This is a genomic window from Parageobacillus sp. G301, assembly GCF_030268025.1.
Classification (GTDB): Bacteria; Bacillota; Bacilli; order Bacillales; family Anoxybacillaceae; genus Parageobacillus_B; species Parageobacillus_B toebii.
In genome coordinates this window covers 489967-513781 of the sequence record NZ_BSDB01000002.1, presented here as the reverse complement: position 1 = coordinate 513781, position 23815 = coordinate 489967, and the positions used below count along the sequence as shown (strand labels likewise).

Genomic DNA, 23815 nt, shown 5'->3' with positions numbered 1-23815 from the left:
TTTCCCTCACTAGTACACGCTAAATCACGCTCTGCGAAGCATTTCCGCAATAACCGAAACAATTCCCCTCCCCATTCTTTTAGGCTTAGCGACAGGCGGAGAATGGGGTTATCTTTTTGCATAGGCATTCGTTTTTTGGTCCAAATTGCTATCTTACAAGAAGAGAACTCTTTTTATGTAATTCTCTTTTTCTTTACCCATCTCCTTCGATAAAGAATAAAGCCGATTTTCTCTAACAAACATTTTACTTATACGAACAAAATTAAAACCCTACAGTATACGCGAATCCCCTATCCGGACTATCATCAGGCTGTTTGTTCGCATACGTATAGCCATTCTGCGTAAGAATGTCATTCCGCATCTCCTGGGTCTGGATCAAAGGAAAGGAACACGCCATGCGTTGGGTGGTAGTACCGGACGATCAGATAATACAGACCTGTTTCGTTGTTATATTGGTACCCCGCATATCGGTATGAGTTTTCATCTGCTAAGGCGCTGGATTGGGAAAGAATGTCCCCCCACGCATCGTATTGGTAACGGGCCACGATGTTTCCTTGCGCATCCGTTAAGGCGATGACATCGCCATGGGCGTTATAGTGATAAAAATACATGGAAGTACTTTTTTGTGATGAGAAACTATATAAGTTGCAATTTTGTTTTACATGGCATTGTTCGCTCTTCTTGTCACCGTGCCAGCTTGTCAGGTGATAAAGACGGGACATGGAGATCGGAAATTCTTTATTACAACCTATATACCTAAATTTTTTCTTTGTTTTCTATTCATTTTTTTCACATAAAAATAAAAAGACTATCTCATAAATCATGAGATAGCCCATATTACAGCTGTTTTTTTAAACATAATTTCCATGTTCGTCTATTCCTATTGGATAATATGGCATTTTTTCAATAATTCTAAATAGCTCCTCATGTTCACCTGACAACCAATCAACACAAAAATCTTTTGGATTTACATAGTATTCATTTTCCTCATTATCGTTTAACTTGTCACACTCAAACCAATATTTCCTAAATACGGCAATTACTCTTCCGCTAATACTTAATTCGTATTCATATCTCTCTTTGTCAAGATTCGGATCTAAAAATTCCTTTTCTTCTTCAATTGCCTCTTTTAATTCTTTTACATATTTTTGAAAAAGTATTTCATAGTCGTTCATTATCATGGCCTCCATTCATCAGGATAATATCTTTCCTGTTTACTACGATTGTTTTCTGCAACTAAAAATTTAAGCGAAATGCAATGAAAAAGTTTAGCACCCTATGTTCCATAAAAGTAAATATAATCCATATACCAATATAAATTATCTTACCCTATAAGGCTTGACATGGATCCTCTGCGTGCATGGATTATTTTGCGAAGGCCGCAGCACAAAAGGAATTCGCAGAGGCAACCAGCCTACCATGCACGCCACTCCATGTAAAGCCGTGTCTGTGAAATTATATTTTTTGAGAAAAACTGACCTGTTTTGTTTCCAATTTAGTGCTTAATTTTTATCAGTTTTATTTTGCATTAAACAGTTTATGAAGAAAGATAAGACACTTTATTTACTTTCCATATAATCTGTGTTTCGTTTTCTTTTTCTAAAAAAGTTACAACCCACCCGAAATGATGTAAACGATCAGTAAATGTCACCTTATGATTTAGTGTCCATGTTAAATCACCTAAATATCTCCAATAAAAAGATTCGTGTGATCTGTCTACTCTTACTAATCTTTCTTTCTTTAAAACCTTATTTCCTTTTTGACGTTTTATTTCTAAATATATATCTACATAAGAGACTTCGTGTTCACATATAATGCTACATATATATCTACGATTAGGACTGCTCTTTTTCTTATAGATAAATGTATTTTTGTAATTTAATTCTTTTATCTTGTTGTATATTTCACGAAAAATTTGCTTATCCCATCCTCGCTCATCAGCAAGTTTTTCCATACCCTTTTGTAACACTTCTAATGCCATTTTCTTTTTTTCCAAGTCATCCGTAAGAGAGAAGTATTGATTATAATCCATTTCAACATAAACAGTAATAAAATCGGGTACCATTTCCATTTCAATTTCTTTCTCGCTTAATTTAGATAGATCCGGTACGCATTGAATGATAACTCCCTTTTCCCCATCTGTATGAATTTCGGGCAAAAGACGAGTATAAAGTGATGTAATACATCTTGTTTCATAATGAAAGATGGCGGACTTGCTTTGCCTATAATCGGTAAAGGGGCTTGTCTCACCAGTATCATAGTCAACTATTACAGTATGATCAAAATAGTTTATATCACTTGGAATAGAAAGTTGAATATCCCTTATAACAGTCATTTTTTCACTTCCTTTTATTAAATTTATGGGCGATAGTGAAATGGAGGTGATAATTTGTTGTTAGGCTGGATTCTATTAATGTATTCCGTATGCCTTTTTTCCCATCTCAGTGCATTATACCTACCACGTATGTTAGTTTTTACTATTCGTGAAGCATACCGATCTGTCTTGTATCGCTTATTCCACTTTCTAACTCGCCTTTCAGCGCGATATGATTTTCCCTTTTTAGAAATCCTTCCATCACTAATACCAACTTTGACTACTTTATTAGTTTTTTTATCATAAATTTCATATCCATGATGTATCGCAGGATTTCTTTTACTATTCGAATGATATTTTTTTGAAATCTTTCTATATTTCTTGTAGACCTTATAAATCTTATAAACTCTATAAGCCCCCACTCCAGCTATAATAACAATATGAGCATAATGCCCATCCAAATCCACCAACATCACCGGATTGTTGTTCGCGTACGTATAGCCGTTTTGTGTGAGGATATCGTCCTCATCACCTGGGTCTGGATCCAAGGATAGGAACACACCTTGTTCTGGGCGGTAGTACCGGGCAATCAGGTAATAAAGACCCGTTTCTTGGTCATATTGGTACCCCGCATATCGGTATGGGTTTTCGGCTGCCATCTGGCCGGATTGGGAAAGAATGTGCCCCCACGCATCGTATTGATAGCGCGCGACGATGTTTCCTTACGCATCCGTCAGGGCGATGACATCCCCATGCGCGTTATAGTGGTAAAAATACGTCGCATTGCCTTTTTTCATGGCGAGGAGTTGCCCGTTTTCTCCGTATATATACGCTCTTACCACATTTCCACTTGCGTCCGTTTCATACAGGACGTTTAAGCTGTCGCCTTAGTAATGGTAATTCGTAATGACGTCATTCACATTCTTTTGGATGCGCCCGCTGTCTTCACTGTACAATAAAAAGGTTATCCCTTAAATCACGGGATAACCTTAAAAAGGCTAAATACATTTTTGATTTTGTTTCTCGTAGTAAGAATTAATAAGCATTTCCACTATATTATTACTACCAATCAGACCAATTGGATTTTTTATTTTTTCCCCTTCCTCTTTAGAAATAGGCTCTAATTCTGCTATTGGTGTATTCGCATCCCCTCGACTCACAAAATATTCCTTGCCATTGTAAAACACAAAATCAGGTAACTCATATTCTTCAGGGTTGAATTTACCTTTAGACAATTTCCCAATAATTCTCCATTCTTTATTAACGATTCCATATATTCCACTGTTAATAGTATATAGAACAGAAAGTTTTTCAAATTGATTACTAAAGTTTTTTATATCTAATATTTCATTAGTGAAGATATCGAAATATTGTATATAGATGTCATCCTTTAATCCTTTTCCTTTTACTACTAAACCATAAGCATATTTTTCAATTTCTTTAAGCGGGATTGCGAATACAATACCTGGTTCAATATTAGGCGTCTTTCTTTTCTTTTTCAATTTAAAATTTACATCGACGATTTCCATTTCCCCTAATTGTTCATTAATATTTGAATCAAGTTGTAAAGCCTTCAAAATTAATGCTTCCAATTCAGCTACCGTTGGCATTCTTTCTAAATCTTCTTGATAAATTTTTTTGATTTCTAAGAGCGTATCACTTAACAAATCGATTGCATCATCACTTAAAACAACTGTTTCCTTGTTCTTTATGCTTTCCCAAAATGACATTGTATCACCAACCATACCATCTTATTACTACTTTTTCTTGAGTCAATAGCTTATCTAAATTGTTATAAAAAAGACGACACTGCTATAAAGCAAGCAGGTCGCCTAGATTGGTTCTATCGTACTGTTTGCTTTTGCTTTATTTTTTCAAACCAATTTTCTGCAATATCCAAATATGGTAAAACATTCTTAGCTATTCGAATAAATTCTGCTTCCTCTAAATTTTCGTTTTCGTTATCGAATTTAAACCAATCCTTATCTCCATTTTTATTATTCATTATTCTAAAACGATTGTTTAAGTGAAAAGCGTTCATCTTTTGAAATGGTCGAACGATACCATCAACTACCACGTTTCCTTCCTCATTAACTCTTGCTACTCCAGCTTCTATTATAAATCCTCCTCCCCATTTATCAAATTGAAACGATAGCAAATAACCTAACTGACCTTCTTGCTTCCTAAAATGAGGAAAAGCCCCTTTAAATCCCCTGTTTCTTAATTCTGGGACTACTATTTTCTTTAAAGCACCGACCATTTTATCCTTATTAGATAATATAAAGATCCCCCCTTTACTTGTTAAATTTGAAATAATTTAATACAGTACGTGCCATTAAAGCAAAATAGGATTCAAGCTGGGTGTCTGAATTCTATTTTGTCTACAACAGTCTGATACTCAAACCATCTTAACTGATTTTGAGTCTATATGACATAAGTAACTATGAGCAGTATTTAAAAATATCTAGATGGTGCCGCAGTTGGTCAAGCATATACGGTAATGTAGAAATGTGTATATGCAGACTGCTACTAAAAAAATCCTCGCTGTGTAAATCCTTAAACTGAACCTGAACAATTCCTCCTCCACTATTGTAGATTTGCACTACAACATTTAGTTCCTTAGATTCTGAATGAAAAACTGCTTTACCTTCTTGTTCTCTGTATATTTTCTTTAAACTTTCATAGAAATGAAAGATATCATGATTGTCAAAATGAAAGTGAACCGTTTCAGCTATAAAGCCACTACCTTTTAGCTTTACTTTTCCTGTAAAGTAGCATCCACCAAAAAACGGATCCCCTTCATTTTCAAAGTCCGTGATAATTAGCTCTAGGCTTCGATCTGCGTCTTCCTCACATACAAATACTTTCATGCTTTGCATCCTTTCTACCAGTTATATTCGTTGCTTATATGGCTCATAGTGGAAATGACGTACCCGTTTGGTTCTCTTATTATATACAACTGTTAACTGATATTCTTTATACTTGTAATTTCCGGAACTCACATATTTCCTTGCTCATCCGTTAGGGCGATGACATCTCCATGTGTATTATAGTGGTAAAAGTACCTATATCTTAATTTTCAGGAAATTCTTTTATGCATTTTCAAAGGGCTGCCCTATATAGATGTGACAGCCCATTTTGCAATATTAATCAATCAAAAATTTTTTAACTTTGCACTTTAACTGGATAATCTACTAGAAACTCCTCTCCATTGATCACTATACTTTTAGCTTCAATAAATAATAGTGCCTCCCAAAACTCAAGTACAAAGTTAGCTGAAGAAAAGTATTCACCAACCCAAATTTCTTTTGACGAACTGATATGAATTTTACCTATACCATTCTTATAATAATCAATTGAAGTTAGCTCAATGTAATCTCCATCTTCTGGATCAACTGGGTTCAAGCGGGAATCTCCAGAGTTTTCTACGAAATAAAAAGAGGAAACACCTTTGAACACAATCTTATAATATTTCTCATTATCAACTACTTTCACATTTAGACTAATCGTATGAGATAAAATATCAATATGAAAACTTTTGACTACGGTAGCCCACATTTCATTTAATAAAGCAACTAATTTTTTTTGATTCATACTAATCACTCACCTAATCTCTCCTCTGTATTTATTAATCATTCTCACAATTTGTTTATAGGATCTTCTCGATACATTAATATGTGTGAGCTCCCGACGATTAGACCATTCACCATCTAACGTCAAAGAGCCGCGTCCATCTTTACTTATTCTAAAGTACGGTTTATTACGTATTCCGCCTTTATTCATAACTCTTACAACTAGGGGTTTTTTACCGTCTGGAATAGTTACCTTCCATCCATCGCCTTTAGTTCTTCCTAAAGTTCCCCCAAATTTTTTTGACACTTTTTTCGCCAGCCTATAAGTTCTTGAAAACTTACCTAATTTATAGGCACCATAAGCGATTTTCACACCTTTGAATGCAACACCGCCAACAATCCCTACACCTACAGCAATTGCCGCAGCCTTCCATCCACCTTTTTTAAATGCCTTATATCCATCATAAACCGCAAACCCTGCATTGATGGCCAGCCAGACCCAATGCCCATCTGGATCCACCAACATCACTGGATTGTTGTTCGCATACGTATATCCGTTCTGTGTGAGGATATCATCCGCATCCCCTGGGCTTGGATCCAAGGAAAGGAACACGCCATGCGTTGGATGATAGTACCGGGCAATTAAGTAATAGAGACCCGTTTCGTTGTCATATTGGTATCCCGCATATCGGTATGGGTTTTCATCCGCCAAGGCGCCGGATTGGGAAAGAATATTCCCCCACGCATCGTATTGATAGCGGGCAACAATGTTTCCTTGTTGCTCATTTAGAGTGTGAATCGTCTATTTCTTTCGTTTCAATTTCTTTATTGTGATTTTGATATCGTCTAATAGTGCGCTTTCACTTAGCCATTTCCAAAATTTCTTTTTTGTTAAATACTTTTTTTCCTCAACAATTCTTTCAAGCCTTGATGCATCATCAGTATTTCCATATCTACCTATTGCAAGTATGGCATGATTCTTTAGTGTTGTATTAAAATCACCCGTTAAAATTTCAAAGAACTTATTTACTACATCCCTGGTAACTTTGTCCTTAGGAAATTTTTCCGCGAAAGCAAGTAGAGTAACGGCACTAAAAATACGCTCAAATTCCTCACTAAAGAGATCTTCTATTATAACTTTTGATGCTTCTGGATAATCAAATGAATGATAAATAGCCTCTGCTAATGCTTTATGAGAATAACGGGAATCTGGTTTTCTGTACTCCTTGATTATTTCTTCTATTCCACACATTATTTGTAATTTTGCTACCTTGATTTGTTCCAGTACCTCTTTGTTATCCGTCTTGATTTTGTCTAATTCTCTTATAGCGTTATAATCGCCAATTACTCCTATCATAGCTATATCTGCGATTAAATCCGTGCCACTTTTTTTAGATAAATTGTGAATCTTTCTTTTTAATTGAGTTTCCTTACCCTCTAAAAAATCCAATACACTTTCTGCATAAGCTTTAACAAAAAATATCTCTGTCTCATCTTCAAGAATAGTTTTCAGAAAAGGGATTACACTACTGTCATTTAATAATTTCAATGTTTCTAATATACCAATCTTGCCAGTAGGATCTACTTTATAAAAGTATTTTTGTAGGATAGTAATTATGTCTCTTCCCATCTTAGCTAAATCTTGAGCAACTATATCTATATTATGCTCATTGAAATTATTAACTAAATTTCCAACCGTCCCCTCATATTGATTCATATTTTTCACCCCTAAAACTATCAAAGAGGGACACACTCTGAGTGTGTGGCCCAAAATATCTTTAATAACTTGCCCTAATTATAATCCATGCGCCGGCTTGGTACCGTCAAGAATTTTGTGTAATGTAAGATAGATAGGGTATCTCTGAAATGGATTTAGAATAGAGGGGGGATATTTCCTCCACACAAGAGACTGAATATTCAGTCTCTTGTGCGGAAAGGGAGAATCCCCTTATTTTGTTTATTTACAATATTTGGTTAACAATAACGTTCTTCAAACATTCGTTGAAGAGCTTCATGCGCTTCGGCAAATCCTCGTAACTTTCTTCCTGCCCATTTCTCGTTAAAATCTTGAATCGTCAAATACACGATTTTTTCAGCGGCTTCTAAACTGCTCAAACTGTTCATGGGCTTGAGACGTTTCCGAATCTCCTTGATCATTCGTTCGATGGCATTGGTCGTGTAAATCACACTTCGAATACTGCTTGGATAATCCATAAATGTAAGGAGGACATCCAATTCATTGGCCCAAGATTGGACTTCTCTCGGATACTTGCTTGACCATTTCGATTCAAACTGTTGAAACATCTCCAGTGCCATTGTTTTATTCGGAGATCGATAAATGAGTTTCAAATCTTCCGCCATTTCGAATTGGTCTTTTTTCCGAACACGACTGAGCGTGTTACGGACTTTGTGAACGACACAACGCTGTACATCGGCTTTCGGATACACCGCCTTAAAGGCTTCCTCCAACCCAGGTAGTCCATCGAATACGCCCAGAAGCACTTCCTTGACGCCCCTGTTGTATAGTTGTTGAAGAATCTCCTGCCATACATAGGCACTTTCCTGTCCTCCCACAAAGAAATCAAGAATTTCGCGATATCCTTCTTCGTTCACCCCTAACACCACATAAATGACTTCTTTCTCCACGGTTTCGCGACGAAGTTTTACGTATAAGCCATCCAAATATAAGACGGAATAACGCTTGTGCAGTGGACGAGTGTGCCATTTCTCGATGTCTTCCTTCACTACATCGGTAATACGGCTGATCGTTGCAGGAGAATAGGCATTGCCTAAAATTTGTTCAATAAACTTGCCAATTTCACGCGTACTCACGCCACTTTGATACATTCTGATGACGGCTTCCTCGAGCCAGCCGGTGTGGCGTTGGTAAGGAGCGAACAATTGGGTTTGAAATTCTCCGTTTCGGTCTCTAGGGACCAAAAGACCTTCAATCCGGCCATATTGCGTATCTAGATTTCGTTGATAGTAGCCGTTTCTCATATTTGATGTTCCGGCCTGTTCTATTTCGAGGAAATTCTTGATTTCTTCCCGCATGATCAGTTCTAATTTTTCCTTTACAAACTGACGAATGACATTTTCCAGTTGATTTGCCCAGTCGACATTCGGTATACTTTTAGACATAGGTAGGGTTCTCCTTTCTCTGGAATGTGTTGTGGTCCAAATCAGAGAATACCCTACCTTTTTTCTTTTTGCCTAGCAAAATGCTTTACACAAAATTTTATACATCATCGTTTGTCACCCGCAGATTTCCTTTCATAAGCTAGATTTCGGCAAACTTTTCTTAAAAAAGAGAAAAACCTTAAGAGAGGTATATACTCTCCTAAGGTTAGTACGCTAAAGCACATCTGTTACTTCGTTCTAACTCGAAATAAAACACTCTTAACATTCATCGACATCTTCTAACTCAAAATATTTTTTCACGCATAATGGAATATCATTTAAATGAGCGCGTTTCTTTAACTCCAATAACAGATCTTGTTCATTATTAATACGACTAAACAATCCTAATATTTCCCTTTCAATAAACTTTTTTAGTTCTTTCTTTCTATCTTCATCAGCTATAGAAATATCAAAATCTAATAACTCCATAATTCTTGCATTTTCTTTCTCATCCGAAGAACCTAATACATGGTAAACATGCATCAAAAGACCATCAAGTTCCAGTTTTTTTATAATAAACCCATAATCAATATAGTAATAATTACCATATCTTGATTTTGCTAATTTAATTATTTTTATAATCTCGTCATTACTAAAACTCCACTGAGTCCCCTTCTTTTTAAAAGAATGAGCTTTAAATAACTCATCTAAATATTTTATAAATTCAGATTCATCCATTTTATCACCCCTTAATAAAGATGCAAAACTGTTTTCCATTTTAATCCAATTTTTTGTTTGAATGCTCGCTTATATTTTCTTAACTGTCGCTTTCCTTGAGCTATTGCTTTAGGATTATAAGGCTTTAATTCATAGATTGTTCTTGTATTGAGGTCTACAAAATCTGGATGAATACTGGTATGTCTCTATATTCTTTAATCCTTCCTTTTGCTGGATTATGCAAATGAGCCATATATTGTTTATGAATCTGTCGACCAAGTTTTAAACTAGATTTTGTATATGCTCTACTTCTAATAATATACCTAGCTGTATTTCTAACAAGTTTAAACCTTCCTCCATCAATCGCACCGAGGGCCGTTTTTTTGGCGACATACATCCATCCTCTGCCGGTTTTATACGCCTTATACCCATCGCCGCAAATCCGGCGTTAACCGCAAACCAGAAAAAATGCCCATCCGGATCGATCAGCATCACCGGATTGTTGTTCGCATACGTATATCCATTTTGAGTGGTTGGATCATCTTTATCTCCCGGATATGGGTCTCTCAAAAGAAACCTCACCGTCTCCGGATCATATTACCGTGCTTGGAGATAATATAATTTCGTTTCTTTGTCATAATAATCCCCCACATACCCAAGTGGTTATCCATCTATAGCCGCATCTTCCGAAGCAGACAGGTCTTTGCCCCATGGACCGTAGCTATAGGAAGCTACCGTTGCTCCTATATCATCCACGATGCAAACGACATCGCCGCGGTAGTTTGTTACATACTAGAACGTGTCACCGTTGTGATTTGTAACATTGTTCGGCTTTCCATTCGCCCATATAAACACCCAAATAGTTTGCCCATTATCATCGGTGATACGGATTAAATTCGACCCGTCATAGTGTGGTAATAGTATATTACTCTGTTGACCGTTTTTGTTTTCCGCAAGTCTTCTAGATTATACGTAAAGTTGGCGATTGTGTTTCCAATCACTATGCTGATAGTATCGTGTAAGGAATGCATTGCGACATAAGCAATTGAACCCCCAAAATCTCAGTTCAACTCATTAGTTTGTAATTAAATAACCTCCGGGTGTGATGATCCATTCTACACCGAAACATAAAAACTATTAAATGTTTATTTAATCTCCAGTGTAAATTATCACTTTATTTCCGCACAAAAAAGACTCTTTTTTGCACATTCCTTCGGAATATCCCTCTCCCCCTTTCCGAAAGAATGTGCTAAATTTTTTGTGAATTATTTCGGAATGGGACATGGGTGATTTCCAGAGGGGGGACGAGGACGTGATTCGGTTTAATGACTTTCAGGTCGATGTCCAGACATATGCCCAGCGGGGAAAACAAAACGACTTTCCCCTTCTTAAGCGGTGCCCTCATTGCCAGGCAAAACGACCTCTTTATCGCCATGGGTACTACGAACGAAATGCCGTGACGTCGCATCAGTCTTATCGCATTTGGATCGCTCGGTATCACTGCCCGGAGTGCAGGAGGACGGTGGCCGTGTTGCCTTCATTTCTTCTCCCCTATTTTCAGTATACGTTGCCCACCATATGGAGAGTGGTGAAAGAACGGTTGGGCCTGACTCCGAAACGGGGGATGGAGGAGGCTCCACTCCTTCCTACGGATGAAGGGGTTTTATTTTATGTCCGACGTTTATTTCGAAATTTGAACCACCTTCATTGGTTTTTTGCGGAGCGCTGGAGAAAAATTGGTCCTGCCATCGCCCAAGCGAGAGAACGAGCCCTATGGTGGATCCAGACGATGGAGGAGATCGGCCTCTTTTTCGTCATCCAAGAGATATGGGAGCACCGATCGACGCATCTTTTTGCACGTACATTCAGTTCCTGATTTTACTTATATCCCCTTATACCCTTATATGGAATCATTTATAGATTCCACAAACCTTTCCTCTCGACGGTCGGGGAATGATCCGATAGGATAGAGACAGGATGGACCGATAAGGTCCTAGAATGGGATGAACGAAGGAGGAGATCGAAATGAATGAGTCGATGAGACAGGAGATCGCTTTATTTCGGTATGGATTGATCGCTCCATTGGTGAATGGACAAGTCGATCCAAAAACGTACTTGAAGGAAGTAGCGGAACGGATCCATCAAGTTCCCCACCATGGAGAGAAACGCATCGCCGCCAAAACGATCCTCGACTGGTGCACGCAGTACAAAAAAGGGGGCTTAAACGACGGTCGGACCGTGGCCATTCCCGGAGGCTGTCACCTGAAGAAGAGGATCACATTTTAGCCCTGAGAAAAAAACACCCCCACATGCCCGTGACGGTGTTTTACCAACACCTTATCGAGCAGGGGGAAATCCAATCCATCTCTTATTTCACTATATACCGACTTTTAAAAAAATACAACCTCGTGGGGAAAGAAATTTTACCGATTCCTGAACGAAAACGATTCGCGTACGATCAGGTCAATGAGCTCTGGCAAGGTGATTTGTCCCATGGCCCGTTGATTCGCGTGAATGGCAAAACGCAAAAAACGTTTTTGATTGCCTATATCGATGACTGCTCGCGGGTCGTGCCGTACGCTCAGTTTTTCTCTTCCGAGAAATTTGACGGGTTGCGGATCGTAACCAAGGAAGCGCTGCTTCGATACGGAAAGCCGAAGCGAATTTACTCGGATAACGGCAAGATTTATCGGGCGGAACCCTTGCAGTACGCCTGCGCGGAGTTAGGGATCACCTTGATCCATACCCAGCCGTACGATCCGCAAAGCAAAGGGAAAATCGAACGATTTTTCCGCACCGTACAGACGCGGTTTTACCCGTTGCTCGAAATGAATTCACCGAAGTCGCTCGAAGAGCTAAACGAGCGATTTTGGAAGTGGTTGGAGGAAGATTACCATCGAAAACCGCATGCCTCGTTGAACGGGAAGACGCCACATGAAGTGTTTCAATCGCAAGTCCATTTGGTGTCGTTCGTCGAGGATTCGGATTGGCTCGACTCGATCTTTTTGAAACGCGAATACCGTAAAGTGAAGGCCGATGGTACGGTCACGTTGAACAAGCAGCTGTATGAAGTTCCGCTCCGGTTCATCGGACAATCGATCGAACTCCGTTATGATGAACAAGGCGTGTATGTGTACGAAGACGGTCAACGGGTCGCCGAAGCGGTCCTTGTTCGCTTCGAGGACAATGCCTATGTGAAACGCCATCGGTCACCGTTTGCGACGGTTCCGGTAGAGGGAGGCGAAAACGATGTATAAAACGTTTTATTCCCTTTCCCGAGAGCCGTTTTCGAAGGAGACGAATCCACCAGAGGCTTATCAAGGGGCCTCGTATCAAGAGGCCCTCGCCGCTTTGGACTACGTGAAACGAACAAGAGGGATCGGGCTATTGATTGGTGAACCAGGGGCCGGCAAGACATTCGCCCTTCGGGCATTTAAGGAATCCCTGAATCCGTCACTGTATCACGTCGTTTATTTTCCATTGTCAACGGGAAGCGTGATGGACTTTTATCGCGGCCTTGCCTTCGGGCTCGGGGAAGAGCCGAAGTACCGCAAGGTCGACTTGTTTTATCAAATCCAACAAGGGATCGAGCGCTTGTATCATGAACAACGGGTAACGTCAGTGTTCATCCTCGATGAAATGCATTTAGCGAAGGATGCCTTTCTGCAGGATATCGCGATCCTGTTCAACTTTCACATGGACTCAACGAATCCGTTTGTCTTGATTTTGGCGGGGCTGCCCCATTTACAGGCAAAACTACGGTTGAATCAACACCGTCCGCTTCACCAACGAATCATCATGCGATACCAGATGGGGCCTCTTGATAAGGAAGAAGTGGTAGGATATATCGAACACCGCCTGAAACAGGCGGGGGCGAAACACCCGATTTTTACCCCAGCTGCCTTAGAAGCGATTGCCCTGCAGTCGCAGGGGTGGCCGCGGATCATCAACAACCTCGCCACCACTTGCCTGTTATACGGCGCTCAATTAAAAAAACATATGATTGACGAAGACATTGTGCGTATGGCAGCCGAAGAAATGGGGTACTGACACAGCAGGGGCTGATCGGCCCCTGTTATGTTTCATCCCGATCCATCCTCATTCTAGTTAATCATCCGAAATAATGTGCAAACGTTCGGAAATAATCTGCAAAACCTGGAATAATTCGCAAAGATTTTGCACATTATTTCCGAATCCGTCCGAAATAATTTGAAAAAGGGATTCTGAAATAATGTGCTAATTTACACTCCAGTAGAAATCCAATCGAAAGCCGATCCATATGCCATAAGCAATTTTCCGGTACTAAGAGTCGTATCACAGAGATGACAAAGATGCAATGCAAGCTCTATTAAATCCTCTTTGCTAATATCGTCTTCGTTCATCCCATATTGTTGCCTATATTCCACAATCTCATGATCTAAACGGCCGCTTTTAAGCTCATTAAGTAAATCTTTGCTAATCTCCCGTATTTCTTGAACTTCTTCTTCGTAAAAATAAATAAAATCATCAACCTTTATTTTCAGCAATTTACTTAAGTCAACATTAATACGATGCTCATATTGTTTTAAAAAGTGAACAATCACTCCATGTATTGATAACCTAATCATTGATAAATCACTATTCACGTTTTTTATAACATGAAATACAAATTCCAATCTTACCGCCTCCACATAATTTTACCTAGACAATTCTAATAATAATTATGCTAAGCTTTTTGTAAAATACTTCACCCAAGAGTTCAATGAGCATTTGAACCCTTGGGTGGAAAATTTAGATTTGAGAAATAGGGACAAAAGTTATGGATATATTCCCCCCTAGTTCCTTTATTAATCTTTCTGTTAATCTTCTTCCCTTGTCATTATGTTTAGATATAAATTCTTGTAAATATTCAGATGACTGTTCCTTTAGTAATGGAATTTCTTTCTGATATTCTACTATCCATTGTACAAATTCCGTCTTTAATTCCTCAGAGATTGGCAAATCATCAATATCAAAATTCTAATTACAATCTGCACACCAAATAGGATCAGCAAAATCTGCTTCTACTTTATAGGCTCTTTAGTGATTACAACGTTTTTTAAAAAACATAGTTAATGATCTTCCTTCCAAACGAGTTATTTTATTTTTATCCGTCTTTTTTTAGGCTTTCCCCAATAAACAGTTGTTATTATCTTATCTTTGGTAACCGCAATAGCTAAACCATTGTAATAATATACATATGAACCATACCAAGGATCATAATATACTTTACCATGTTTTATAGCCTTGGCTATCATCTTAGAAACAACTTTTCTTTCAACCATTCTTTCTGCAGCATGCCAGCTTACTCTCAAAAAGTATATTCCCATTTCACGTAAAGCAGTTACAAGAGAAACTAGCGCTGTAGTTGCCGATAGGACTGTGTCTGCTGGATTATTTCTTTTTGATTTGTTTCCATCTGGGTCAACATACATCACCGGATTGTTGTTTGCGTACGTATAGCCGTTTTGTGTGAGGATATCGTCCGCATCCCCTGGGTCTGGATCCAAAGAAAGGAACACGCCATGCGTTGGATGATAGTACCGGGCAATTAAGTAATAGAGACCCGTTTCGTTGTCATATTGGTACCCCGCATATCGGTATGGGTTTTCGTCCGCCAAGGCACCGGATTGGGAAAGAATGTTCCCCCACGCATCGTATTGATAGCGCGCGACGATGTTTCCTTGCGCATCCGTTAAGGCGATGACATCGCCATGGGCGTTATAGTGGTAGAAGTACGTAGCACCACCTTTTTTCATCGCCAACAGCTGACCGTTTTCTCCGTATACATACGATCTTACCACATTTCCGCTCGCATCGGTTTCATACAGAACGTTTAGGCTGTCGCCTTGGTAATGGTAGTTCGTAACGACGCCATTCACATTCTTTTGAATTCGTCAACTGTCTTCACTGTACAATAAAAAGGTTATCCCTTAATCACGGGATAACCTTAAAAAGACTAAATGCACCATTTTTGATTTTGTTTCTCGTAGATGCTTTTTATTAAAATCAATACCGTTTTTATATAATAGTTCCAACGTTTGCCCGTCTTCATCTTTAGGAAATCTCATCAAAAATTCTCCTCTCTTGTTATTCGCTAATGATTGAATTAAAATCTTTTAATTTATGCGAGTAATGTTTCTTTTGTGTAAAATATACGTATTCAATTCCTTGACAGTAACTTAAATCACCATCCACTACGTTACATTCGACAAAAGCTAAATGTTTTAAATATTTTAAATTTTTAACAAAACTGAGTGAAGGAATATCGCCAACTTTGTCCAGTATCAACTTTTTTAATTTTCTTAACTCTTTTATACACTCGAAGCTTTTAATTTTCTTACAAGACTGTATTTCCAAGTACTCTAACTCGCGAAGAAACTTAATGCTGTCTATATCAGCTAATCCGCGGATATAATTTAGCTGAAGATTTTTTAAACTCTTCAGTTCTTCAATTCCTTTCAAAGTTTCGATGTTTCCATGTGTAAGAATAAGCGTTTCTAATTGAGATAAACCCGCTAAATCCCCAAGATCTTTATTTTTAGAACTAAACCTAAACAGCTGTAATTCCTTCAAGTTTTTTAAAAAACGCAGCCCTTTCATTTTCGGCTGCCAATCAACGTATAAGATTTGCAGGGTGGAAAGTTTTTCAAAATTCAAATCAATCTTACTCTTGGTTTCATCTAACGCCAAAATTTTTAAATTTTTGATTGAATAGAGCCCCGAGTAGTCTTGAAGATTATAATGGCGAATATAAACCTCTTCAACATTCGGACATTTTTCTAGAAAATCAATATCTTGGTAGTGATAACTGCCATCCCTTATATTTATTCTCTTGATATCATAACGATTAATGATGTCGATACATAAATCTAATTTTTCAGATTTTACTGTAATTATATTCCCAGTCGGTTCTTGTTTGATTTTAATTCCGTCTATTTCAAACATTTTATACATAACTCCTCCTAAAACATAGGTGCAAGTTAAGACAATGAGCGTCTTCCATCAAGAATTGAATGGGAAGACGCTTTTGTCAAACTATTTTAAACACACTTTTTACTTATGATTGTTGTTCACATACGCATACCCATTCTGCGTGAGGATATCGTCCTCATCCCCTGGGTCTAGATCCAAAGAAAGGAACACGCCATGCGTTGGGTGGTAGTACCGGGCGATCAGATAGTACAGACCCGTTTCTTTGTCATATTGGTACCCCGCATATCGGTATGGGTTTTCGTCCGCCAAGGCACCGGATTGGGAAAGAATATTCCCCCACGCATCGTATTGATAGCGGGCAACAATGTTTCCTTGTTCATCCGTCAGGGCGATGACATCCCCATGCGCGTTATAGTGGTAAAAATACGTCGCATTGCCTTTTTTCATGGCAAGGAGTTGCCCGTTTTCTCCGTATATATATGATCTTACCACATTTCCATCCGCATCGGTTTCATACAGAACGTTTAGGCTGTCGTCTTGGTAATGGTAGTTCGTAATGACACCATTCACATTCTTTTGGATGCGTCGGCCGTATAGGTTCTAGGTAATAATGTTTTTGCTGTCCCTTGAAGCTCTTTTAATGCCAAATAAATTTTCTCATCATCATCCTTCGGCCCAACTGCTAAGCCTGTCGGCTTCCCCGCCACACTAAACGGATAACCCCCAAAAATTAAGCCAGATGAAATCATGAAAGAACCTCTCTTCCTTATTTTTGAGAAATCATACAACCAACCGGTTAGGTTTGTATTATTTTGCAACTTACCTTGGCGACAAATGAAATTGCATTGTGATTCGCATCACGATAAACTAACTTTAGTAAATAAATATTTTCTATAAACCCAAAAATATTTAATAAAAATATTTACTTTTATCTTCGGAAAATAAATAATCGTTTACTAAATGTCAATGCGCTTTTGAAAAAAGAAAGGATGCATACAAATGACACGGATTCAAAAAATCGCTGAAAGCTTTGCCCAACTTCTTCCTCTGTTTGATAACAAAGTTTTCAAACCGATCATCCAGGCTACTCCGGTTCCGAAAAAAAAATCGGATTTAACTCCTTTGCAGTTTCACATTTTGGAAGCTCTGTTCCATGCAAAGACCGGAATTTCGATGACGGAGCTGGCCCAACACTTAAGAATTTCCAAACAGCAGTTGACCCCTCTGATTCGAAAATTGGAGGAAAAAGACTATGTAATAAAAGAGCAAGATGCTGCTGATCGACGAGTTGTTATACTCACGCTGACCGAAAAAGGGAAAGACATCGTAAAAAAGCGCTGGGAGGAAATTTATCATCTATTTTGCGACAAGTTAGGGAAACTCAGCGAGGATGACTTGATGGACTTGGACTATGCGATCACCAAAATGATTCGAATTATGGACAAGCTCGAGTAGGCTTTTCCGAACGGCATTGTGCATGAAACAATGGAAGCTAAAACTTACAATTTTAGGATGAGATCTTAATTGGACAAAAGGTGGGAAAGGAATGATTTTGGGAAGAAATCTAATTGTTAACAATCTGCCAAATTAACCTCGGGAACTGTGGAGCTTGCTGGATGAAGGAGAAGCCAATCTCCCACCTCTACATAAAGTAGGTGGGAGACTGAACCTATTCATTAGAATGACCTTTTCTTCGTTCCATTTCTTCTTTCGTATAAACGATGCGCATCGGATTGCCGGCGACAAACGCACCGGCAGGCACATCTTTATGGACGACCGTGCCGGCGGCGACGACGGCGCGATCGCCAATCACCACCCCGGGAAGCACCGTCGAGTTGGCGCCGATCATCACTTCGTCCCCAATAATCACATCGCCAAGGCGGTATTCATCAATTAAATATTCATGCGCCAAAATCGTCGTATTGTAGCCAATGATGCAATTGCGGCCGATTTGAATTTTTTCTGGAAACATAATATCCGGCATGACCATAAAGGCAAGCGCCGTTTTTTCTCCGATTTTCATGCGCAAAAACGTGCGGTACAGCCAGTTTTTTACCGCTAAAAACGGCGTGTAGCGCCCGATCTGGATGATGATCACGTTTTTAAGCACTTTCCAAAACGACACCGTTTTATAAATTTGCCATAAGGAATTGGCTCCTGATACCGGATATTTCGTCGTCCGCCTCACCCGTTTTTCACTCCTACAATCGCCAGCAAATCGCTCATTTTTTCAAGCATAAAATCCGGTTCATATTGTTCCAAGTACTCCCGTCCTTTAATCGCCCATGCTACTCCTGCCGTTTTCGTGCCAGCGCGTTTTCCCGCTAAAATATCGTGATAATTGTCGCCGACCATTAACGCTTCATCCGGCGTGGATTGCAGCAAGTCCAGCGCTTTATAAATTGGCTCTGGGTCCGGCTTTGCATGTTTGACGTCATCGAGCCCAATGACGCAGTCGAAAAATGGTTCTAGTCTCGTTTTCTTTAATCCCATCACTGCTGTTTGATGAATTTTTGTTGTTACCACGCCGAGACGAAACCCGTTTTGATGCAGCGTTTCAATCGTTTCATACACCGTTTCAAATTCACGGATGAGCGCGTCATGCTGCGCATGATTGAATGCGCGATACGTATCAATCATTTCTTGTACGCGCGACGGATCCAATGCGTTGAACGTTTCATAAAGCGGAGGGCCAATAAACGGCAAGACATCCTCGCGTTTATATTTGCCTGGATAATATTTTTCTAACGTATGTAAAAACGATTGAATAATTAATTCATTGGTATCGATCAATGTTCCATCGAGATCAAATAATATTGTACGAATGGTCATACTGCAGCTTCCTTCCTTTTTGTATCTTCGACACGATTCCAAATAAAGCTAATAAGCATGGTTAATAAAATAGCGGTGACCAGCCGAATGACAAGCAGCGGCCATACCGGAATTCCAAGCGGAACAAATACGAGCGTATCTTCTATAACGGCGTGGCAGGACACAAGAAAAATAAAGGCCAATGTTAAATCGCGTTTTGATACGCCGTCTTCTTTTACCGCCTGAATCATCACTCCCGCACCATACGCTAAACCGAACACGAGTCCGGCCGCCAATGTCAAAGAGGTATTTTCTTTCATACCGAGCAATTTCATCACCGGCGCCATCCAACGCGAAAAAATATGAATCCATTTTAGCTCTTTTAATATTTGAATCCCAATCATAAGCGGAATAACAATCATCGCTAACTGCACAATCCCAAGGCACGCCTTTTTCAACCCGGCAAGCAAAATAGCTCCCCAGCTTGTCAGCTGCTCTGGAGAATTGGAAACAAAGCCGTATTGCGCCGTTTCACTTCCTCCTTGCCAAAGATAATGAATCAATAGAGCGGAAACAAGCGCGAGCCCGACGCGAACAATAACCATTAGCGCAACGCTCATACCGGTGCGCGACGCGACGGTCGACTCGATGAGCAAGTTATGGGAAAACGAAAGCATAACCGCCAAAATCAATACTTCTTTTACTGTTAAGTGCAGTGTCAGTATGGCGCCAATTGCGGCGTACAAGTTTAATAAGTTGCCGAGCACAAGCGGGATGGCCGCATCTCCCGGAAGCCCGATCCATTTCATAAATGGAGTTACCAGCTGAATGATCCATTGCAGCACGGGGGTATGCTGTAAAATGGACATGATGAGCGTAATGGGAAAAATCACTTTTCCGAGCGTCCACGTCGTTTGCAGGCCAACCGCGAATCCCCTTTGTAATATTCCGACCATTCTCTTCTCCCCTTTTCTAATCGTTATACCGCTCTTTTGCTAATCCTTTTACTCTGCGAAATACCCATAAACAGACTGAAAGTATAATGAGCGCAACGGAAACGACTTGCGCGATGCGAAGATGGCCCGCTAGCATTAAACTATCGGTGCGCATTCCTTCAATAAAGAAACGTCCGATGGAATACCAAATAAGATAGCTGAGGAATAACTCTCCTCGCCGCAAATTAACGCGCCGCAGCCACAACAGCAGCAAAAAGCCCGCTAAATTCCAAAGCGATTCGTACAAAAAGGTCGGATGGTAATATTGTCCGTTAATATACATTTGATTAATAATAAAATCCGGTAAATGCAAGCTTTCGAGAAACTCCCGCGTTACCGGACCGCCATGCGCCTCTTGGTTCATAAAATTGCCCCAGCGCCCGATCGCCTGCCCTAAGATAATGCTTGGCGCCGCAATGTCCGCCAGCTTCCAAAACGAAAGCCCTCTCACTTTCGCAAAAACGGCCCCTGTTGCGACCGCGCCGATCAATCCGCCGTGAATTGCAAGACCGCCTTCCCAAATTTGCGGGATTTCCGATAAATGTTTTGAATAATAATCCCATTCAAAAATCACGTAATAGGCGCGCGCGCACAAAATCGCGATCGGCACTGCGAACAAGACGAGGTCGACAAATGTTTCTTTCGGGAGTCCGCGCCGCGCCCCTTCTCTTGTCGCCAGCCATAATCCGATCAATACCCCCGTTCCGATAATGACACCATACCAATAAATCGTGATCGGACCGAGGTGTAAAAAAACACGGTCTAGCGGCTGAATCGTCGAATCCATTCGCTCATTCCTCCTAACTGTTATTCGTAATCATGTTCGCCATCTTCAATCGCATCGGTTAGACGCGCGGAAAACTCTTCCGCTGCGTTGACCCCCATCCGTTTCAAACGGAAATTCATCGCGGCCACTTCGACAATCACAGCTAAATTTCGTCCCGGCCGAACCGGTATCGTTAATTTCGTTAATTCTGTATCCAAAATTTTTACTTTTTCTTCTTCCAATCCGAGACGATCATATTGTTTATTTGGATCCCAAAGTTCCAAATCGATCACTAACGAAATGCGTTTATGCGTCCGCACCGCTCCAGCGCCAAATAATGTCATCATATTAATAATGCCTAACCCGCGAATTTCCAGCAAATGTTCAATCAACTCCGGCGCGCTGCCAACGAGCACCCCTTCATCTTCTTGGCGAATTTCCACACAGTCATCCGCGACAAGCCGATGGCCGCGCTTGACTAATTCCAAAGCTGTTTCACTTTTGCCGACCCCGCTTTTTCCTGTAATTAATACTCCGACGCCGTAAACGTCGACCAACACGCCATGGACAGCCGTTGTCGGAGCCAATTTACTTTCTAAATAGTTCGTCAAACGGCTCGAAAGACGGGTCGTTTTCATCGTCGAACGCATCACCGGCACCGATTGCCGTTCGGAAGCTTCGATCAGTTCCGGCGGCACTTCCAATCCGCGCGATATGATAATCCCCGGAGTAATATCAGTACAAAGCCGCTCCATTCTCATCTTTTTCTCTTCCGGGCTTAACGTTTCATAAAATGAAAGCTCTGTTTTTCCTAATAATTGAATTCGCTCTGCTGGATAATACGTGAAATAACCTGCCATTTCAATACCAGGACGAGACAAATCGCTTGTCGTAATCGGACGATGAATTCCTTCCGCTCCGCTTACTAATTCCAACTGAAACTTTTCGATAATATCTTTTGTACGCACTTTCGGCATGTCGGCATTTCTCCCCTTTCTTTGTCTTTTTCCATTTTAGCACTTTTCTTTCTTGCGTTGAATCAAAAAGAGGCGGATCCCTTCGTTCCGCCTCTTATACTTATTTTTGCCGCAACGGCTCAATGATCGCTTTTTCAATAAGTAAATGGAAAAAGGAAAGAACAATCGAAGCAAGCAGTGCGGTGCCAAACCCGTTTATTTCAAACGCATTCCCCATTAATGCTGCTGTCATCATCAAGGTAATGGCATTAATGACAAATAGAAACAATCCAAGTGTTAAAATCGTTACAGGCAATGTTAATAAAATTAAAATGGGACGCACGACAACGTTTAAAATGGATAAAATCATGCTGGCGATAAAAGCGGCGCCGATGCCGCTAAATCGAATGGAATCAAAATATCCATCAATCGCCGCCAATAAAACCGTATTCACAAATACACCGATTAACCAATTGATCATCTACCATCACCGTCTTTTCATGATTGTCTTCTGTTACTCACTACTGCCCTCCATCATTTGCAGCGAAATCGATCCTGCTTTCGAATCCGCGCAAATATGAAGCGGCGGTTTGGAGGAATTTTCACACGCAAAACGAATCGTTTTTTGCGCAGTTTCTTGTTTTTCCTCCACAGGTGATACGTTCGGATGCTCGCAGATCAATCCACCAAGGTTCGTTCTCATTTCTCCTTCTAAACATATATCGCAAGGAAGAAACAATGTAATGTTTCCCGTTACCGTTTTTCCGGTAATAACCCCATCTTTTCTTCCCGTTGCATACGTAATTCCTCCGCTGAATGTCCGTAAACGCACGTAGCGGTAATCCCCGTTCAGTTTAATTTCTCCATGAATCGTTTCTGCTTCGACTTCCTCGATCGCGCTATGTTCCAATACAATTGCCCCATTTGCCGTCTCTAATTCCGCTTCTTCTGCAAGCAAACGCTGAAGTGTGATCGAACCGTTTACGTTTTTGATATGCAACTCGTTTGCATGCAGACGCTCGATGCCGATATCCCCGTTAAAAAGGCGAAATTTTGCGCCTTGATAACGTGTTTGCGGAACATAAATGATCGCATTTGTTTTCATAAACGGTTTCGAAACGGAAAATCGGAAGTGCTCATTTTGCACAAGAAACAACGACTCTTCTATAAATGACCGCCGCGCCGCATCGAGCGATTCAGAACGATATACTTTTGTTTCACATTCGATTCGAACGTCCGCTTGATCCCATGGCACTACCTTGATATTTCCATTGGCGATATGCACATCGATGTTCTGCAAAGCCACATTACTTTGTTGAAAAATATGTCTTACTTCAAACGCATTGGCAAATGGAAGGTCAAACTCTTTCACTTTTTTTACGGTCGTGTCTAAAAAATCAAATAGTTTTTCTTTCAACGAAGCCATTTTTACGGAATGTTGCTTTGAATGCGAATGCGATCCGGATACATGAAGAAGTTCAAACGGGCCAACACTGCTTTTTTGTTCATCCAGCTGTTCAAGCAGCGTAAGCGCCTCTTCTATTGTAATTTTCCCTTCCTTCACCATTTTTAATATGCGTTTTTTCTTTTCCATGGGCGATCCCCTCCCA

Annotated in this window: 24 protein-coding genes and 7 pseudogenes; 4 read left to right on the top strand and 27 right to left on the bottom strand. The window is 40.0% G+C overall.

Annotated elements, in window-relative coordinates:
- Nucleotides 1–307 precede the first annotated feature (307 nt).
- From QSJ37_RS11220 to QSJ37_RS11160, 14 genes and pseudogenes are all read right to left on the bottom strand, one after another.
- Nucleotides 308–614: pseudogene (locus QSJ37_RS11220) on the bottom strand (RHS repeat-associated core domain-containing protein); the annotation flags it as partial.
- A gap of 237 nt (nt 615–851) precedes the next feature.
- Complete coding sequence (locus QSJ37_RS11215) at nt 852–1175, bottom strand: hypothetical protein (protein WP_006324135.1); 324 nt, start codon at nt 1173–1175, stop codon at nt 852–854.
- Between the two features lie 362 nt (nt 1176–1537).
- Nucleotides 1538–2335, bottom strand: coding sequence for a hypothetical protein (locus tag QSJ37_RS11210; protein ID WP_285755223.1), 798 nt, complete (start codon nt 2333–2335; stop codon nt 1538–1540).
- 23 nt (nt 2336–2358) lie between these two features.
- Nucleotides 2359–3267 (bottom strand): annotated as a pseudogene (locus QSJ37_RS11205) (RHS repeat-associated core domain-containing protein); the annotation flags it as partial.
- Nucleotides 3268–3312: 45 nt separating this feature from the next.
- Nucleotides 3313–4059, bottom strand: a complete 747-nt coding sequence (locus tag QSJ37_RS11200; protein WP_285755222.1) for an immunity 26/phosphotriesterase HocA family protein — start codon at nt 4057–4059, stop codon at nt 3313–3315.
- Nucleotides 4060–4157: 98 nt separating this feature from the next.
- Complete coding sequence (locus QSJ37_RS11195; RefSeq protein WP_285755221.1) at nt 4158–4574, bottom strand: DUF4304 domain-containing protein; 417 nt, start codon at nt 4572–4574, stop codon at nt 4158–4160.
- Nucleotides 4575–4755: 181 nt separating this feature from the next.
- Nucleotides 4756–5184, bottom strand: coding sequence for a WapI family immunity protein (locus QSJ37_RS11190; protein WP_052009605.1), 429 nt, complete (start codon nt 5182–5184; stop codon nt 4756–4758).
- A gap of 295 nt (nt 5185–5479) precedes the next feature.
- Entirely contained in the window at nt 5480–5908 is a 429-nt protein-coding gene (locus QSJ37_RS11185; RefSeq protein WP_221198441.1) for a YxiG family protein, read from the bottom strand.
- Between the two features lie 9 nt (nt 5909–5917).
- Nucleotides 5918–6676, bottom strand: a pseudogene (locus QSJ37_RS17970) (RHS repeat-associated core domain-containing protein); the annotation flags it as partial.
- A gap of 12 nt (nt 6677–6688) precedes the next feature.
- On the bottom strand, nt 6689–7603 hold the full coding sequence (locus QSJ37_RS11175) for a hypothetical protein (RefSeq protein ID WP_285755220.1): 915 nt from the start codon (nt 7601–7603) through the stop codon (nt 6689–6691).
- A 257-nt stretch (nt 7604–7860) separates the two neighbouring features.
- Nucleotides 7861–9027, bottom strand: a complete 1167-nt coding sequence (locus QSJ37_RS11170) for an IS256 family transposase (RefSeq protein WP_285755219.1) — start codon at nt 9025–9027, stop codon at nt 7861–7863.
- A gap of 258 nt (nt 9028–9285) precedes the next feature.
- Nucleotides 9286–9744 (bottom strand): DUF4304 domain-containing protein, encoded by a 459-nt coding sequence (locus tag QSJ37_RS11165; protein ID WP_244380310.1) that lies wholly within the window; start codon nt 9742–9744, stop codon nt 9286–9288.
- An 11-nt stretch (nt 9745–9755) separates the two neighbouring features.
- Entirely contained in the window at nt 9756–9917 is a 162-nt protein-coding gene (locus tag QSJ37_RS17965; protein ID WP_352177323.1) for a hypothetical protein, read from the bottom strand.
- Nucleotides 9918–10005: 88 nt separating this feature from the next.
- Nucleotides 10006–10293 carry a hypothetical protein gene (locus tag QSJ37_RS11160; RefSeq protein ID WP_244380311.1) on the bottom strand — a complete coding sequence of 96 codons (288 nt, stop codon included), beginning with the start codon at nt 10291–10293 and terminating at the stop codon, nt 10006–10008.
- A 742-nt stretch (nt 10294–11035) separates the two neighbouring features.
- Between QSJ37_RS11160 and QSJ37_RS11155 the strand changes: the two genes are divergently transcribed.
- The 3 genes and pseudogenes from QSJ37_RS11155 (at nt 11036) to QSJ37_RS11145 (ending at nt 13773) form a co-directional block, all read left to right on the top strand.
- Nucleotides 11036–11599: a DUF6431 domain-containing protein gene (locus tag QSJ37_RS11155; protein WP_285755218.1), complete on the top strand. Its 564-nt coding sequence runs from the start codon at nt 11036–11038 to the stop codon at nt 11597–11599.
- Between the two features lie 149 nt (nt 11600–11748).
- Nucleotides 11749–12980, top strand: a pseudogene (locus QSJ37_RS11150) (IS481 family transposase).
- Entirely contained in the window at nt 12973–13773 is an 801-nt protein-coding gene (locus tag QSJ37_RS11145) for an ExeA family protein (protein WP_011229854.1), read from the top strand. The pseudogene QSJ37_RS11150 and the gene QSJ37_RS11145 overlap by 8 nt, the downstream one beginning before the upstream one ends.
- A gap of 191 nt (nt 13774–13964) precedes the next feature.
- Here QSJ37_RS11145 and QSJ37_RS11140 read toward each other — a convergent pair whose 3' ends face one another.
- The 6 genes and pseudogenes from QSJ37_RS11140 to QSJ37_RS11115 all read right to left on the bottom strand — a co-directional run bounded on the left by QSJ37_RS11140 (nt 13965) and on the right by QSJ37_RS11115 (nt 17426).
- Nucleotides 13965–14378 carry a hypothetical protein gene (locus QSJ37_RS11140; protein ID WP_285755216.1) on the bottom strand — a complete coding sequence of 138 codons (414 nt, stop codon included), beginning with the start codon at nt 14376–14378 and terminating at the stop codon, nt 13965–13967.
- A gap of 459 nt (nt 14379–14837) precedes the next feature.
- Nucleotides 14838–15638, bottom strand: a pseudogene (locus tag QSJ37_RS18105) (RHS repeat-associated core domain-containing protein); the annotation flags it as partial.
- A gap of 93 nt (nt 15639–15731) precedes the next feature.
- Nucleotides 15732–15812 (bottom strand): annotated as a pseudogene (locus tag QSJ37_RS11130) (ribonuclease E inhibitor RraB); the annotation flags it as partial.
- A 19-nt stretch (nt 15813–15831) separates the two neighbouring features.
- Nucleotides 15832–16698 (bottom strand): leucine-rich repeat domain-containing protein, encoded by an 867-nt coding sequence (locus QSJ37_RS11125; protein ID WP_285755215.1) that lies wholly within the window; start codon nt 16696–16698, stop codon nt 15832–15834.
- Between the two features lie 108 nt (nt 16699–16806).
- Nucleotides 16807–17268, bottom strand: a pseudogene (locus tag QSJ37_RS11120) (RHS repeat-associated core domain-containing protein); the annotation flags it as partial.
- Nucleotides 17244–17426 (bottom strand): hypothetical protein, encoded by a 183-nt coding sequence (locus tag QSJ37_RS11115; RefSeq protein ID WP_043906059.1) that lies wholly within the window; start codon nt 17424–17426, stop codon nt 17244–17246. The gene QSJ37_RS11115 and the pseudogene QSJ37_RS11120, both read right to left, overlap by 25 nt.
- A gap of 250 nt (nt 17427–17676) precedes the next feature.
- Here QSJ37_RS11115 and QSJ37_RS11110 point away from each other — a divergent pair, with 250 nt between their 5' ends.
- A complete protein-coding gene (locus tag QSJ37_RS11110; RefSeq protein WP_285755214.1) occupies nt 17677–18132 on the top strand; it encodes a MarR family winged helix-turn-helix transcriptional regulator in 456 nt (151 codons plus the stop codon).
- A 214-nt stretch (nt 18133–18346) separates the two neighbouring features.
- On the opposite strand, the gene QSJ37_RS11105 is transcribed toward QSJ37_RS11110, so the two are convergent.
- From QSJ37_RS11105 to QSJ37_RS11075, 7 genes are all read right to left on the bottom strand, one after another.
- Nucleotides 18347–18865 (bottom strand): acyltransferase, encoded by a 519-nt coding sequence (locus tag QSJ37_RS11105; RefSeq protein ID WP_285755212.1) that lies wholly within the window; start codon nt 18863–18865, stop codon nt 18347–18349.
- On the bottom strand, nt 18862–19509 hold the full coding sequence (gene ppaX / locus QSJ37_RS11100) for a pyrophosphatase PpaX (protein WP_285755211.1): 648 nt from the start codon (nt 19507–19509) through the stop codon (nt 18862–18864). Before ppaX ends, QSJ37_RS11105 begins: the two co-directional genes overlap by 4 nt.
- Nucleotides 19506–20444, bottom strand: coding sequence for a nucleoside recognition domain-containing protein (locus QSJ37_RS11095; protein ID WP_285755209.1), 939 nt, complete (start codon nt 20442–20444; stop codon nt 19506–19508). The genes ppaX and QSJ37_RS11095 overlap by 4 nt, the downstream gene beginning before the upstream one ends.
- 16 nt (nt 20445–20460) lie before the next feature.
- Nucleotides 20461–21270, bottom strand: a complete 810-nt coding sequence (gene lgt, locus QSJ37_RS11090) for a prolipoprotein diacylglyceryl transferase (protein WP_285755208.1) — start codon at nt 21268–21270, stop codon at nt 20461–20463.
- Nucleotides 21271–21290: 20 nt separating this feature from the next.
- Nucleotides 21291–22226 carry an HPr(Ser) kinase/phosphatase gene (hprK, locus tag QSJ37_RS11085; protein WP_285755207.1) on the bottom strand — a complete coding sequence of 312 codons (936 nt, stop codon included), beginning with the start codon at nt 22224–22226 and terminating at the stop codon, nt 21291–21293.
- A 100-nt stretch (nt 22227–22326) separates the two neighbouring features.
- A complete protein-coding gene (locus QSJ37_RS11080; RefSeq protein WP_205424417.1) occupies nt 22327–22686 on the bottom strand; it encodes a phage holin family protein in 360 nt (119 codons plus the stop codon).
- A gap of 33 nt (nt 22687–22719) precedes the next feature.
- Nucleotides 22720–23799 (bottom strand): DUF4097 family beta strand repeat-containing protein, encoded by a 1080-nt coding sequence (locus QSJ37_RS11075; RefSeq protein WP_285755206.1) that lies wholly within the window; start codon nt 23797–23799, stop codon nt 22720–22722.
- Between the last annotated feature and the right edge of the window lie 16 nt (nt 23800–23815).